This is a genomic window from Acidobacteriota bacterium, assembly GCA_028875575.1.
GTDB lineage: Bacteria > Acidobacteriota > Terriglobia > Versatilivoradales > Versatilivoraceae > Versatilivorator.
Genome location: JAPPDF010000076.1, coordinates 1 through 15,402 on the forward strand (window position 1 = coordinate 1; position 15,402 = coordinate 15,402).

The window sequence follows — 15,402 nt, forward strand, 5'->3', positions numbered from 1 at the left end:
GAGGGGGAGTCGGTGAGACAAGGGCTCCGCCCGCAGTCGAACCGGTGGGGGGGACGGAATCGGCGAGATCGCCAGATAGGAGAGTCAGCCCGCAGTCGAACCTGTGGTGGGCAAACTCGCCGCTCCGTAAGGATTACCTAACAACTAACCACTAGCCACTGACCACTAGAATCAATACCTCACCTGCAGCTCCAGTCCCGTCACCTTGGAGGACAGCCGCCCTGTCGAGTCGGGGCCCGGCAGGACGACAATGGTGTTGAGGCCACGTTTGAGGGGTTCCTCCTGGAGTCGGGCTGTAAAGGATTCATCCCCGGTGCGTTCCAGGCTGGCGGAGGGAACTCGGGCGCCGTTGACCTCGACGGCGATGCCTTCGCCGGCTGCCACCTCCTCGACACTGATGTTCAGGACGAGTTCGCTGGCCTGCCGGTCCGCTCGTCCGACATCATCGCCCACCACCAGCTCGATCGGCGTGGCTTCCATCAGCCTCGCGGGTAACTGTCCCCGAGGGTTGGTGAAGCCGGTGTAGAAGATGGAGGCGCCGTTGTCGGCTACGAACCGTTTCTCCAATCCGGTTAGCGATGCCGGATCGCCGATCTGGCTCAAGACCTTGCGGCGTTCGGCACTGTCGCTCACTTGCGGAACCATGCGCCCCCCTTCCATGCCGGAATCGACCCCGAAGTAGTTGAACAGGTAAACTCCGTCAGCTCCCATGGCCCAGATATTCGAAGCCAGGCTGCGCATGGCCACGGGTTCGCGGAAGTGGTTGATGCAGGGATAGGCCGGGATACCGTACCGATGGGCCAAGTCGACAAATGTCTGCAGCCGGCCTGCATAGGGCATGTAGCCGCCTCCCACGATCAGCAGATCCAGCAGGCCTTCCTTCATCCACTGCTCCACGTCCAGGCCGGTCCTGAGGGCCATTGCCGGCGTGTCGGGAACGCGAATGGCCAGCAGGTAGGGCCGGCCCCGCTCCCGGCCGATCTCGCTCAGGATGCTGCGGACCGTTCGCACGAAGTCGGTCATGGTGTCCAGGTGCCGCCGCGCTTCCCCCAGCTTGAAGAACAGGGGATGGCGAAAGTAGTCCAGCTCGAGACCGTCGTAGTCGTATTGGCGGCAATAGGTGCGAATGAAATCCAGGAAATGGTTGCGGACCTCTTCCTTGGCATAGTCGAGTCCCGACCAGAAGGCGCGCATGACGGCGTCGGGGGCATGGTCGGCTCTGGCTCCCAGCAACAGGTCGGGCCGGGCCATTTTCAGGGGATAGGTGAGCCGGGGCGCCCAGGCGTCGTGGATGTCGTTCATCCGGATGGAGGCGAAGATCTCCATGTTGGCAGTCTTGGCGGCCTCCAGGTAGGCTCGGGTCATCCGGTCTATTTCCGGCGGCGCCTTCATGGCCGGGTACCACCGATTCTGGGTGTCCTGAAGCCTGGGTTTCTTTCCGATGGCAGGCCCTCGGTCGGTACTGCCCACGCAGATGAAGTAGGAGTCGACCTGGGAACCCACCGCGTCCTGAAATCGCTGGGCCAGGTAGGCTTCCAGCGGTCGGTCCCTGGTGATGGGCTCCGCTTCTCCATCGTCGTTGACGATGATGCGGCGCTGGCGGTCCGGCGAAGGCGTGGCCGGATCCGTAGCCGTTCCCGGTTCAAGTTGCGGCGTCCCCCCGCAGCCGGCCAGACAGGCCACGGCCGCCGGTAACATCCATCGAGTGAATTTCCTGATGCCGTTCATGGTCTTGTCCCCCTTCAACCCTAAAACTGTAACTGGATGTTTGAGAATTGTATAAGATAGGGGCTCCAAAAAACGCGGCTGTTTTCGAGAGAAGCGAGACTGTCCCGGGCCGCCGGCTCCAGCGCCCAGGGGGGATGAGGACGTCCCATTGCTTCCGTCCCTGTTGGCCAGCGGCCCACGGGACCAGTCAGCTTTCCGATCACGCACAAGCAGGCCGGAACTGCCTGCTCGAGACAGCAGCCAACGGAAAATCTCGGAGGTCACCATGAGCGTTACGCGTCGGAAATTCATGCAAGCTCTCACTGTTGCCGGGGGAGCGGGAGTAACCGGCTCCTCTGCCGGCCTCCTGGCCGAGCCGGTCCCAGGCAAACACAAGGGGCGCAAGAAAAGGACCCTCTATTTCAATGACGCCCGGCACTACTACCTCTACGTTTTCGAGCCCCCCATGACCATGGAGGACGCCTGGGTGCCCATTGACGAGGTGGCCGGAACGGCCGTGGACACCTTTGTCTACGGGGTGGAGCGGGGGGACGGTCTCTTCTATCCCTCGCGGGTGGGCCAGCGTTTCGGCGCCGACATGCGTCCCTTCCCGATCACCGCCTACTGGCGCACCTGGGAGAACATGCAGAGCCTGATCGACCGGGGCCTGGACCCGCTGACCGTGCTGATCGACCGCGCCCATGAGAAAGGGATGGACTTCTTCGCCAGCGTGCGCATGGCCTCCTACGGGGGGCTGGAGGACAAGTACAAGGTGCCCGAGGGCGGACGGGGCCTGGCCCACGAGTTCGTGCGCGACCACCAATACGCGGTGCTGAAGGAGCTGGCCACCGAATACGACACCGAGGGTGTAGAGCTGGACTTCGCGGCGGCGCCGGGGGGAATGCCTCTCTATGTGAGGCCGGAAGACTTGTCGGCGACGACCCCGGTGCTGACCGAGTGGGTTGCCAAGATCTCCGATGCCGTCCGCAATCGACCCGGCAAGCCGGGCCAGGTGGGGGCCCGGGTCTATCCCACCGAGGAGATGTGCCTCAAGAACGGCCTGGACGTGCGGACCTGGATCCGGGAAGGCCTGGTCGACTACCTGGCGCCCATCCTCTATATCGATTTCACCCTGGACGTGGACATGCCCATCGACTGGGTCATCGAAGCAGCTCACGCCAAGGACATCGCCGTCTACGGCACCCTTCAGCCCTACATCAGGGATGAAGCCACCGGGTCGGCGCCGGCGGCTCCCAAGAGGATCTATCCCACTCCCGAAAATGTGCGGGCGGCGTCCGCCAATTACTGGAGGCGGGGAGTCGACGGCCTCTATGCCTGGTTCATGCAGTGGCCGTTGGGAGACACGGAACGGCGCATCCTGACAGAGATTGGAGACCCGGAACTGATCGGGGAAGCCGACAAGCACTATGTGCTTCACGGCTCGTCCGAGCGGTCCTCCGAAATGGGCTATCCGGCCGGTCTGCCGCTGAAGATTCCCGGCCCCGAACCCGGCAAGCGCTACCCCATCCCCTTCTCGATTTCAGACGACATCGAAGGCAAGGCGGAGCGGATCCGCAAGGTCGTTCTGAAGCTGCATATCGACAATCTGCTGACCGCCGACCGGCTGACGGTTCTGCTGAACGGCCAGTCGCTGGCAGACGAGATCTGCCTGCGCGACTACGCCGACAATATCGTTCCCTACCAGGGACAGTGGCTGGAGTTTCACCTGCGAAAGGTGCGGCCCCGCAAGGGTGAGAACCTGCTGGAAATATCCCTGGAGGAGCGCCCGCCTCACATGGGAAAGGGCATTTCGGTGGAATGGGTGGAAGTGCGGGTCGACTACGGGTTCTATCCGACCACGCCGAAAGCATAGACCGTCGCATTCGAGAGATCCCCATGAGCCTGAGCCGTCGAAAATTCATGAAGGCCCTAACCGTTGCCGGGGGAGCGGGAGCGGCCGGCTCCTCCGCCGGCCTCCTGGCCGAGCCGCTCCCCGGCAAGCCGTCCGGGCCCAGGAAGCGGACCCTCTACTACAACGACGCCCGGCACTACTACCTCTACGTTTTCGAGCCCCCCATGACCATGGAGGACGCCTGGGTGCCCATTGACGAGGTGGCCGGAACGGCCGTGGACACCTTTGTCTACGGGGTGGAGCGGGGGGACGGTCTCTTCTATCCCTCGCGGGTGGGCCAGCGTTTCGGCGCCGACATGCGTCCCTTCCCGATCACCGCCTACTGGCGCACCTGGGAGAACATGCAGAGCCTGATCGACCGGGGCCTGGACCCGCTGACCGTGCTGATCGACCGCGCCCATGAGAAAGGGATGGACTTCTTCGCCAGCGTGCGCATGGCCTCCTACGGGGGGCTGGAGGACAAGTACAAGGTGCCCGAGGGCGGACGGGGCCTGGCCCACGAGTTCGTGCGCGACCACCAATACGCGGTGCTGAAGGAGCTGGCCACCGAATACGACACCGAGGGCGTGGAGCTGGACTTCGCGGCGGCCCCGGGCGGCATGCCGCTGTTCCTGAGACCGGAGGATGTTCCTTCCATGACCCCGGTGTTGACCGAGTGGGTGGCCAGGATCTCCGAAGCGGTCCGCAATCGTCCCGGCAAGCCGGGCCAGGTGGGGGCCCGGGTCTATCCCACCGAAGAGATGTGCCTCAAACAGGGGCTGGACGTGCGGACCTGGATCCGGGAGGGCCTGGTCGACTACCTGGCGCCCATGCTCTATATCGATTTCACCCTGGATGTGGACATGCCTGTCGACTGGCTCGTCGAAGCAGCCCACGCCAAGGGTATCGCCGTCTACGGTGTCCTGGCGCCCTACGTCGGAGACGAGGCCACCGGGACCGACCCGTTGGCGCACAAGGTCCTCTTTCCCACGCCCGAGAATTTTCGCGCCGCCGCTGCCAACTACCGGAGGCGCGGCGTGGACGGGATCTACGCCTGGTTTCTCCGATGGCCGCTTGGGGACAGGGAACGCCGGGTCCTGACCGAGTTGGGGGACCCCGAGCTGATTCGGGAAGCCGACAAGCACTACCTGCTGCACCGCCGCTCCAAGGGGGCGGTCGAAATGGGCTACCGGGCCAGTCTGCCCCTGAGGATGCCTGCCGGCGATGCGGGCAAGCGCTATTCCATTCCCTTTACCATTTCAGACGATATCGAAGGCGGGGCGGAACGGATCAGTCAGATCGTTCTCAAGCTCTATGTCGCCAACCTGGTGACGGCCGATCGTCTCACCCTGCTGTTGAACGGCCAGTCCCTGGAGCATGAGATCTGCCGGCGTGACTATGCCAATCGCATCGATCCCTGGCTCGGGCAGTGGTTGGAGTATCAATTGCGGAAAGTGCGGCCGCGCCAGGGGGAGAACCTGCTGGAAATTTCCCTGGATGGGCGGCCGGCGGGAATGGGAGGGAGAATTTCGGTGGAGTCCGTCGAAATCCAGGTCGAATACGGATCCTATCCGACCACCCCGAGAGTTTAAATACAACCCTCAGCGGACCTCGAATTTAGCCACCTCGCTGAGTGATCGATTGGCCAGGTTGTCGGTGACGTTCACCACCAGTTGATAGTGGCCGGGGTCAAGCGCGCTCAGGGCCAGATGCTGTTCCAGGGTCATCTGCTGGGCGGCCCCCGCCAGTTCCTCCTCGGTCTTGGTCAGGCGGGTGATTTCCTTGCCGCCCTTTTTCAGGACAAATTGAACCGAGGCCGACGGTTTGTGGGTCTTGTCGTCCACGGTCAGGTTGTAGACCTGGAAGTAAATCCCCATGGTTTCTTTCCGGTCGAAGCGGTCTGCCACGTTGGGGTGGACCTTTTTGGTCCCAATGACGAACATGCCGCCCCCCACCTGTTTCGCGGGGAGCGGTTGGATGGTGTCCGCCAGGATGATGGAGCTGCTGGCCAGACTGTCGTTGGGGTAATGGGGGATCACCATTCCAAAGTACTGGGTCCCGATGTTGCCGCTGTGAATGTCCTTCAGCACCAACTCCAGCTTGTATCTTCCGGAGCGCAGGTTCAGGGTTTTCTGATATAGCGAGTCGCGTTCCAGCGCCTCTTTCATCAGGGACGCGGGCACGTCCTGGGAAATGACGTCCTCGAAAACTTCCACCACCCGTCCTGTTATGGTCGAGATCCGCCCGAAGATATTCACGCGGGCGCGCTCAACGCCCTCCTGGTTCTGGAAGGTCAAATCCTGGTGGCGCAGGCGGATGGTGATGGGTGTCAGCACCATGTCTTCGGTGATCTTGAAGAAGTCGGTGGTGAAGTGAAAGGGGAGCAGGTTGTAGGAGAGCTTGGTGTTGATGACCGTTTCCAGATCCTTGAAGCGGACCTTGGGCCCCCGGGTCAGGGCCGCTAACTGCCTCAGCCGGTCAAATTGCTGGTAGGGGCGCAGGTTTCCGCCCATGCCATATCCCGTGCCCCCCATAATGTCGCGATCTTCCTTGTAGGCAATGCCCGCCATCTCGGCCGTGGTCAAGCCGATCTGGGGGGTGTAGTAAATGGCATCCTTGTCCTTGGATCTCAAGGCGATACGGTACTCCCCGCTGAAGCTGGGGTCCACGAATTCGATCCGGACTTCCTCTCCCAGGGCCCTGCCTTCGATATAGCGGTACCTCCACACTTCAAAGGGAAAGGTCACCGTCTGCCCGCCTCCCTCCTCGGGGGGGCGGTCGTAGGTGCCGCCGGCGGAATGCCTCTCGATCTCATCCGGAGGGCCGAAGGTGATGTAGATCCGCCCCCGGTCCGTTTCCCACCCCGGCTTGCCCGAGGCGAAGCGTTCGTTGGCAAAGGCGATGCGGCGGTAGTGCTCCTGCTTGGCCTCGTTGTCGGGGGTGTCCGGATTGGGGTCCCGCCGGAGCCAGAACTGCTCGATGAACTGATAGCGCTCGTCGTCGGTGGTCAGGCGCTTGAAGGCCTCTTTCTCTTCCTGGCTGATGATGTAGCCGACGTCCTGCTTCATCCACTTCTTCAGGTATCGGTCCGAGGTTTCCGTGCGGAGCGATTTCTCGCGTCTCCGGTCCTTCTTCCGGTCGGCCAACAGCACCGATCCTGAGAGAACGAAAAGGAAGGTCAAACCGCCGGCCAGGAACCGGTTCCATTTGCGGGGGATTCTCATGGGGCACCTTGCTTGATGTCAGCCATCGGGTGACAGGCGTTTCTGGTTCGTTTGGGACTCCATTTCATTATAAAGCACGTGCGGGCCGCGTCAATCGGGTCTCGCTATGCCACGATCTCCTTGATCAGGCGGCCGCCCAGATCCGTCAGGCGCTTGAAACGTCCCGCGTGGTAGTAGGTGAGCCGCATGTCGTCCAGACCCAGGCTGTGCAGCATGGTGCCATGGAGGTCGTGCAGGTGATAGACGTTCTCGGCTGCCTTGATGCCCAGCTCGTCGGTGTTGCCCACCACCGTCCCGCCCTTGATGCCGCCACCGGCCATCCAGGCCACCATGGCCTCCTTGTTGTGGTCGCGGCCGGGATGGGAGCGGAAGAAGTCCATGGAGTTGTCGGCGGTGCGTCCGAATTCCCCGGCCCACACCACCAGGGTCTCATCCAGCAGCCCCCGCTGCTTCAGGTCCTTCAGCAGCGCCGTGACCGGCTGATCGGTCTCGTAGCCCCGCTTGCGGTGCTCCTCGGCGATGTTCTCGTGGGAGTCCCAGCCGCCGCAGTAGACCTGGACGTAGCGCACGCCCCGCTCCACCAAGCGGCGGGCCATCAGGCACCTGCGGGCCATGGGTTCCTTGATCTTGTCATTGAGGCCGTACATTTCCTTGATCTTGTCGGGTTCGCTGTCGATGTCCACCGCCTCGGGCACGGCGAACTGCATGCGGAAGGCCAGCTCGTAGTTCTTCATGCGGGCCAGCAGGTTCTCGTTGCCGGGGTCGGACTCCAGGTAGGGCCGGTTCAGCCGATTGAGCAGCGCGATGTCGGCCTGCTGCTGCTCCCGGGTGACTCCCGGCGGAGGCTGGAGATCGAAGATGGGCGCCCCCACCGAGTTCAACAGGGTGCCGTGGGTGGCGGCCGGCAGATATCCGTTGGAGTAATTGACCGCCCCGCCGGAGATTCGTCCCCGATGGTCGGGCAGGACCACGAAGGCGGGCAGGTTCTGGCTCTCGCTGCCGAGCCCGTGGATGACCCAGGAACCGACCGAGGGACTGCCGGGAATGGGGACGCCGGTGTTCATCATGAAGCAGGCCCCGGGATGGGCCTCCGAGTCGGTGTGGAGCGAGCGGACCACGGCGATGTCGTCCACGCAGGTGGCCAGGTGGGGAAAGATTTCCGAAACTTCCATGCCGCACTGCCCGTGTCGCGTGAACTTGAAGGGGCTGCCTACGTAAATCCGCTTTTCCAGGCTGCCGTAGACGCGGGTGACTGGGGTCCCATGGTACTTGGCCAGCGCCGGCTTGGGGTCGAAGGTGTCCATCTGGCCGGGAGCTCCCTCCATGAAGAGAAAGATGCAGGCCTTGGCCTTGGCGGCGAAGTGGGGCTGCTTGGGCGCCAGCGGGTCCTGGGTTCTTGTGTCCGCCTGAAGCCAGCCGTCCCGGCACAGCAGCGAGGTGAGCGCCAGGCTCCCCACGCCTCTGCCGAATCCGTACAGGAAGTCCCTGCGCCCCATCTCTCCCAGGCGCGGGTCGGGCCGTTCCACCCGCGAACAAACGTCGAACTCACTCTTGGCCATGATTGCTCCTCTTGCTTTCCGTCGTTAACCGGACGCCTTGTTCAGGCAGAACTCATTCCAGGAAGATGAACTCGTTCATATTGATGAGCACCAGGCAGAGACGCGCCAGCCGGTCGCCTCCCGGCTCCTTCTGCCTGTCCAGGGACTCACCCAGGTCGTTTCCGAAGCGGATGGCCCGCAGCGTTACCTTGGGGGGGAGGTCCGGTTCCACCGGGTGTTCTCTCAGAAAGCCCAGGCACTCGTCGCGCTCCAGGGCCGATGGAGACCTCTGGAAGGCCAGTTGGAAGGCGTGCTCCACCTGGCGTTGGGGGGCGTCGCCCGCCTCCCTCCGGATGCGGTCCGCCATGAAGCGAGCCTGTTCGTGGGAGAATCTGCTGTTGAGCAGGGAGAAGACCTGGGGGGTCACGGTGGTGACGTCCCTGACGGGGCAGCTCTCGTTGATATTGGGGCCGTCAAACACCGCCACCATGGGGAGCTGCAAGGACCGGCACTGCAGCACGTAGACGCTTCGCCGGCTTCGTTCCTCCCGCGGCGAAGGTTCCCACCACACCCCGGCGCGCCGCTGCACGGCATCGTCGATATCGGGGAAGAAGGGCGGGCCTCCCATGGAGGGATTGAGTTGTCCGCTGACCGCCAGCACGCTGTCCCGCATGACCTCGGCTTCCAATCGGATGGGGTTTCGCCGCCACAGGTAGCGGTTGTCGCTGTCCAGCTTCCTGTAGGCCTCCAGGTGGGGTGTCCGCAGGGATTGCCGGTAGACGTTGGACTGCAGAATGATCCGGTGCATCTCCTTGATGCTCCAGCCGCTCCGGACAAACTGCCAGGCCAGCCAGTCGAGCAGCTCCCGGTGGACGGTGCCGCCGCCGTTCTTGCCCAGGTCGCTAGGGGTGGACACCAGGCCGCGGCCGAAGTGGTACTGCCAGATCCGGTTCACCATCACCCGGGCCGTCAGGGGGTTGTCGGGGCTGGCGATCCATTCGGCCAGCAGCTTGCGGGAGCTTCCTCTCGAAGAACGAATGTCCAGACCCTTGTAGTCGACCGGCCGGGAATGGCCGGTGACGGCGCTCAGCACGCCCGGTTCCACTACCTCTCCCCGCAGCTTGTAGTTGCCCCCTTTCAGCAGGTAGGTGGTCGGGGGACCGGCGGTGTGGGCGCGGAAGCCCTGCGAGGCCACAAAGGCCATGGCCTTGTAGTAGTCGGGGCTGTTGACGTTGGCGAAACGCTGGCCCTGTCGTGAAATCAGTCGCAGCCGTTCCACGTCCTCCTTGGTATAGAGGGATCTCTTGGGGAAGGGGGTGCGCTTCAGATCGGAGACCACCCAGTCCTTGAGATCCTGGGGAGCCATGAGCTGGTAGTGGGGAGTCACCCGCGCCGCCAGTTCGGCCTTGAACCTGGCGCCTTCCTCCTTGCGCCGGTCCAGCAGGTTCTTCCAGCTCTCGGCCTTCTTCTTCCAGCGTTCGGGCTCAAGTTGCGGAAGCTCGTAGGGGGTGAAGGGCACGGATTCGGGGCCCACCGTCACCGGAGCGAAGAAGGCTTCCATTCGGTAGTAGTCCCGGGTGGGAATGGGATCGTACTTGTGGTCGTGGCAGCGGGCGCAGCCCAGGGTCATTCCCAGGAACACCGAACCGGTGGTTCCGACCACGTCGTTGAGGTAGTCCCGTCGGGTCTGGGGCGAATCCACCCGCTGCACGAACACCCACTGGTGAAGAAACCCGGTGGCGATCTTGCCCTCCGCCCCATAGTTTCTGTAGGCGTCTCCGGCGAGTTGCTGCCGGATGAAGCGGTCGTAAGGCATGTCCCGGTTGAAGGCGCGGACCACGTAGTCCCGGTAGCGCCACATGTGAGGCCGGGGGTAGTCGACGGACTCGCCCACCGTGTCCGAGTAGCGCACCAGGTCCAGCCAATGCCGTGCCCAGCGCTCGCCGTAGGCTGGGTCGTCCAACAGCTTCTCGACGGCGGCGCGGTAGGCATCCTCCGAGGAGTCCTCGAGGAAGGCAGCCATGGTTTCGGGAGAGGGCGGCAGGCCGGTCAGTCCGAAGTGGATCCTTCTGAGCAAGGCCCGCCGCGATGCCTGCGGAGCCGGCTCCATGCCCTTTTCTTCCAGGGCGGACAGGACGAAGGCATCAACCGGGTTCCGGACCCACTGCTGCTGCTTTACCGCTGGGACCTCGGGAAGGGCCAACCGGGTCCAGGGCCAGCTCTTGGACGTGCCTGTGGTGTGTTCCGCCGCCACATCTGCCGGCTTCAACCGGTCGATCCAGGCGGCGATCAGGCTGATTTCCCCGTCCGTCAGCCGGGAGCCGCTCATCGGCATTGCCGGCTCGATGTCGCCCTTGAGTCTCGAGATCAAGGGGCTGCCGGCGCTGTTGCCGGCAACCACCGCCGGTCCATCCAACGCGCCCCCCTCCAGCAGCGCCTCCAGGGTGTCGACCACCAGTCCGCTCTGATGCGTCTCCGCACTGTGACAGCTCTGGCAGTGCTGTTCCAGAATGGGCCGGACGTCCCGGTCGAAGCTGATCTCCTCATCCGCGCCGAGCGCGACGGGGATCGAGGGTTGGGCTGACAGGACAAGAACGGTGGCGAGACAGAGATGGCTGAACAAGTGGTTCATTTCATCCCCCGGGGCCGACTGCCCGCAAATAACAAAGGGTTTGCAGGTCTTGCAGGATGTTATAACTTGCAATTTCGCTATCGAAATATATAACAGGCCCCTGGACCGGTCAATTCCAAACGGGCGCAGAGCGTGGGTTGCCAGGGGATCCTGGTGTAGTTTACAGTCGGAAAAATCTTTTCTGCTTATCCACGAAGGGCCGGGAAGAACCACCAATGGACACGAATGGGACTGATTGAGGTAAGTGGAGAGTGAAGAGTGAAGAGTGGAGAGTTGTCAGTCGAGTGATTCGGGATCAGGCCAGCGCCTGATGACGTGGTTACACTTCTTGTGGGGACTGTACCGAGACTGGCAAGTTGCTTCACGTGTAGATCAAATAACTATCCACTAATCACTATCCACTATTCACTCTTCGCCTAGTTTCGCCGCCGTTCCATACGACGGGGCGATTTGTACAGGGTTAAACAGGAGTGTTTCAGGCAAGGAGGATTCCATGGCAATTTTGGGTCGCAGATCCTTCCTGGCGGCAGCCGCGGTGCTGCCGGCGCTGGCCGCCGGATGTGATCCGGACGGCGACGAAGAAGGCGCTTCCGGGTCCTGGGCCGAGCCGCAACGCTATGGGACGGCAGAAAGCCGACGGTCGTTCAGGCAGTTTTGGACCGATTCGGAAATCCAACCCTTCGGGCACCGGGACTTCCCGCACTTTCATCGCCTCCGGACCGGTCTCGACACCCGCTATTCGCGCTGCCAGAAGTCCATTCCCAAGTTGCAGGCAGGTCCGCTCTACCTGCGGCTGAAACTGCTCTGCACCGGGGAAGCCGGACGCACGCTGTTTACCCTGGGGTTGAAGAGCCGCGCTTTGGGCAACTGGGCCTTCAGCCTGGGGGCCTGCCCGACCCACGGGATCTCTTTCGGAATCCAGGGTTGGCAAATCCTGGTGAACGCGGCCGACCCCTGGCGGGAACGAACCCCGGTGCGCGGGCTGGACCATCGGGACTGGCACACGTGGGTCCTGGTGATACCCGAAGCCGCCGGCCCGGCTCGGATCTACTGCGACGGGCGCTACCTGATGGACTTGAAGCAGCCCATCACCGGCGCCCAGAGGGAAAAGATCGCCCGGGAGCAGAATGGACGCCATGGTTCCGTGCAGCAGTTGGTGCCGGAAACCCCTGGAGAGGCGGACTATGTCTTCCTGGAGAGCCGCCACCCCGGCCAGGAGCTTGACATCGATGGGTTCGAGCTCTCGACCCGGGCTCCGGCCACCGGCCGAACCTCGCTCCCGGTGCTGCTGGACCTGGACTGGGAGCTGCGGGGGACTCGCATGGTGGAGAACCCCCTCACCCGCTTTGCCGGCAATCCGGTCCTGGACAAGGCCGCCGTCCCCGATCCCTCGGGCCGAGGCTCGGGTGGTTTCAATGCCGAGGTGATCCGGGACGGTGAGGGGTTCCGCATGTATTTCAATGGCGTGAACCGAATGAGCCAGGCCATCGGCAGGGTCACTTTCGCTCTCTACCATGCCTTCTCCAGGAACGGGACCGACTGGAGAGTGACCCCGGCCACCCCGGTGCTGAACACGGGGCCTGCGGGCTCCTGGGACGCGGGCAGCCTGGGCGCGGCCGGCGTGATCAAGGAAGGCCATCGGTTCAGGATGTGGTATGGGGGATACGTGGACCGGTTGCAGCAGGGAAGAGCCGGCTATGCGGAGTCTTCCGACGGGATTCGTTGGAGCAAGCCCGACCTGGGCCTAATGCGGTTCGGGGGGCGCCAGACCAACATCTGCTTTTCGCTCCAACCCGGCCTCAACTCCAACGAGTACGAGTTGCCGGTGGAGGTGATTCGGGACGAAGCAGCGCCTCCGGACCGGCGTTACCTGATGTTCCTGCACACTCAGGGCCCCCACGGCTTCATTGTGGACGTGGCCGCTTCGCCCGACGGCCGGAAGTTCGTGCGTGCGCCCCACAATGCCCGCCACTACGCCTTCGACGAGGTTCCTCGCAACAGCACCCTCCATGCTGCCGCGGTCGTCCTGAAAGAGGACAGTTACTGGTGGGCCTTTGTGGGACACCACGAGCCCGACGGGGGAGGCTATCGCATGCGGTTCACCGGTTGGGCGACCGAGCCCGAGGAGAAGGACAATATCGGATTCGGGCTGTGGACCTCCCGCCGCATCCAGCTCGAACCCGGTGGCCAGCCCTGGGAGCAGGGGGAGCCCCGGATTTCCTGTTTTCTGGAGGTCGGAAGCGAGTGGTGGATCTACTACAGTTCCGGAGGCAGCATCGGGCTGGCCAGGGTGGGGCGTCACCGCCTCTACGGACTGGCCCTGGAAGCCGGCCGGGAGTCCGGAGAGATGACCTCGTTGCCGCTGAGACCTCCGGGGCCGACGTGGCGCCGCCACCGGCTCACCGTGAACGTCAGCGGACTCTCGGGAGGCGCGCGCCTGGAAGCCGAGTTGCTGGATGGAGTGCGCCAGTCTCCCCTGGAAGGCTTTGGCATGGGGCGGTCGGTGGCCATTGAGCGGGACGGTTACGAGGTGCCCTTGCGCTGGCGAGCCGGGGGCGAGAGGCTTCCGGAAGCGTCCGGCCCGCTTCGGGTGCGGTTGAGAATGACCCGGGGCCGGGGGACTCCTCAGCTTCACGCTCTCCATGTGCGGGCCGGCGACAGCCGGTGATCCGGTGAGGCGATCCCGTTGACGACCGGGTCGCGGGATTGTGATAGCATCTCCGCGAAACGCCCCGTGACACCTCCCTTTGCCTGACTGCAGTTAGCCAGGCCTCCCGATTTCGAGAGGAGCCGCTCATGTCATCCATGGTTCGCCGTGAATTCCTGGCCTCGGGCGCCCTGGGTCTGGCCGGACTGGCTCTTCCCCGCTGGTTGCGGGGAGCGCTGTCCGGGAATGCCCGCGAAGCCCTGAAGATCACCGACATCCAGGCCCACGAGGTCTGCCCTCCCTTCCACGACTACAATGCGCGCTGGCTTTTCCGATATCACGGATTGGGAGTCCAGTTGCGCACCATCTACGTTGTGAAGACCCAAAGCGGCCTGGAAGGCATCGGAGAGAGCTGGGGTCGGCTTCCCGAAAACGATCCGTCTTCCGGCTACATCGGCTCGAGCGCCTTCGACTGGATCGGCGACACCAGGAACCTGCCCATCAACATGGCCGTCTACGACCTGATGGGCAAGTATCTGGGCTTGCCCTGCTGGAAGCTGATCGGCCCCCGGGTGCGCTCCTGGGTTCCGGTGGCGGCCTGGACGGCCTCTCAACCCCCCGAGGGCATGGCCGAGGAGACGCTCAATGTGGCCGGGCGGGGGTTTCACTGGCTCAAGTACCACGTGGACGTCATTCAAAACGCGGTGGATCAGACCGAAGCCATCCAGAAAGTGGCTCCTCCCGGATTCAAGGTCCACTACGACTTCAACGCCGACTCCAACCTGGAAGCGGTGGAGCCCGTGCTCAAGGAACTGGAGAAATTCAGCGTGGCCGGACGCATCGAGGATCCGCTCCGGGCCGTTGACCATGATGGCTACCGGATCCTCCGAGAAAAGTGCTCCATCCCCATTCTCATCCACCACGGCCCTGCCGACTATTTCATGCGTCACGGCCTGTGCGACGGCTTCATGGCCGGCCACGCTCCGGTGGGACACGCCGCCAAGCTGGCCGGCATGGCCGAGTCCGCCAATACCCCCTTCATGCTGCAGCAGTGCGGGGGAACCATCAACCAGGCCTTCCTGGCCCACGAGGCCGCGGTGTTCAAGATGGCCATTCTGGATCATGTGAGCCTCTGTCATCTCTGGAAGGAAGACGTGACGGTGGAAACCATGCCCGTGGTGAACGGTAGCGTGCAGGTGCTCGGCAAGCCGGGACTGGGGGTGACCCTCGACCGTGACAAGCTGCGCCGGCTCAGTCAGGCGCCCCGGCCCCGCCAGGACCGCTTTCTGGTGAGGATGCGCTACCGGAACGGTTTCAGGGTCTACTTTCGCTTTGACCCCGACGCCCCCGGGTCGAACATTCGCTTTCTGAACCCTCCGGACGTCCCCGGGCCAAGGCTGCAGCGGGGAACCTCCGGTTACGCCAACCCGGTGGTAACCGATTTCTGGGATGAGGACGGATCGCAGGCCTTTGAGCGTCTTTGGGGAGAAACCGAATCGGGGCCGGTCTGGAGGAGTGAACGGGAGTCTTCCGGTTAGCCGGTCGGCGCTCTGCCGGGCGGATCATACGGAGTGAAACAGGGAACTGTTACGAACCTCAGAGACCGGGGCCCCATCGGGACGCCGCGTTTGCCTCACCGACTCCCCCTCAAGGGGGGAGTGATTCTTGAGGCCTGCATACAACGCTCTGGTATCACTCCCCCCTTGAGCGGGAGTCGCAGAAGCCGAGCCGCAGGCGAAGGCTGATGCGGAGGGGGGCATACG

Annotated in this window: 8 protein-coding genes; 4 read left to right on the plus strand and 4 right to left on the minus strand. The window is 63.5% G+C overall.

The window, feature by feature from the left end:
• Positions 1-171: 171 nt before the first annotated feature.
• Positions 172-1,728 carry a hypothetical protein gene (locus OXI69_11385; GenBank protein MDE2666744.1) on the minus strand — a complete coding sequence of 519 codons (1,557 nt, stop codon included), beginning with the start codon at positions 1,726-1,728 and terminating at the stop codon, positions 172-174.
• 265 nt (positions 1,729-1,993) lie between these two features.
• On the opposite strand from OXI69_11385, the gene OXI69_11390 reads away from it, so the two are divergent.
• Positions 1,994-3,580, plus strand: coding sequence for a twin-arginine translocation signal domain-containing protein (locus OXI69_11390; protein ID MDE2666745.1), 1,587 nt, complete (start codon positions 1,994-1,996; stop codon positions 3,578-3,580).
• Positions 3,581-3,603: 23 nt separating this feature from the next.
• Positions 3,604-5,190, plus strand: coding sequence for a twin-arginine translocation signal domain-containing protein (locus OXI69_11395; protein MDE2666746.1), 1,587 nt, complete (start codon positions 3,604-3,606; stop codon positions 5,188-5,190).
• 9 nt (positions 5,191-5,199) lie between these two features.
• On the opposite strand, the gene OXI69_11400 is transcribed toward OXI69_11395, so the two are convergent.
• The 3 genes from OXI69_11400 to OXI69_11410 all read right to left on the minus strand — a co-directional run bounded on the left by OXI69_11400 (position 5,200) and on the right by OXI69_11410 (position 10,992).
• Positions 5,200-6,822: a GWxTD domain-containing protein gene (locus OXI69_11400; GenBank protein ID MDE2666747.1), complete on the minus strand. Its 1,623-nt coding sequence runs from the start codon at positions 6,820-6,822 to the stop codon at positions 5,200-5,202.
• Between the two features lie 104 nt (positions 6,823-6,926).
• Positions 6,927-8,381: a DUF1501 domain-containing protein gene (locus tag OXI69_11405; GenBank protein ID MDE2666748.1), complete on the minus strand. Its 1,455-nt coding sequence runs from the start codon at positions 8,379-8,381 to the stop codon at positions 6,927-6,929.
• A 52-nt stretch (positions 8,382-8,433) separates the two neighbouring features.
• Positions 8,434-10,992 carry a PSD1 and planctomycete cytochrome C domain-containing protein gene (locus OXI69_11410; protein ID MDE2666749.1) on the minus strand — a complete coding sequence of 853 codons (2,559 nt, stop codon included), beginning with the start codon at positions 10,990-10,992 and terminating at the stop codon, positions 8,434-8,436.
• 493 nt (positions 10,993-11,485) lie between these two features.
• Between OXI69_11410 and OXI69_11415 the strand changes: the two genes are divergently transcribed.
• Positions 11,486-13,660: a hypothetical protein gene (locus OXI69_11415; protein ID MDE2666750.1), complete on the plus strand. Its 2,175-nt coding sequence runs from the start codon at positions 11,486-11,488 to the stop codon at positions 13,658-13,660.
• 128 nt (positions 13,661-13,788) lie between these two features.
• A complete protein-coding gene (locus OXI69_11420) occupies positions 13,789-15,177 on the plus strand; it encodes a mandelate racemase/muconate lactonizing enzyme family protein (GenBank protein MDE2666751.1) in 1,389 nt (462 codons plus the stop codon).
• The last annotated feature ends 225 nt before the right edge of the window (positions 15,178-15,402 follow it).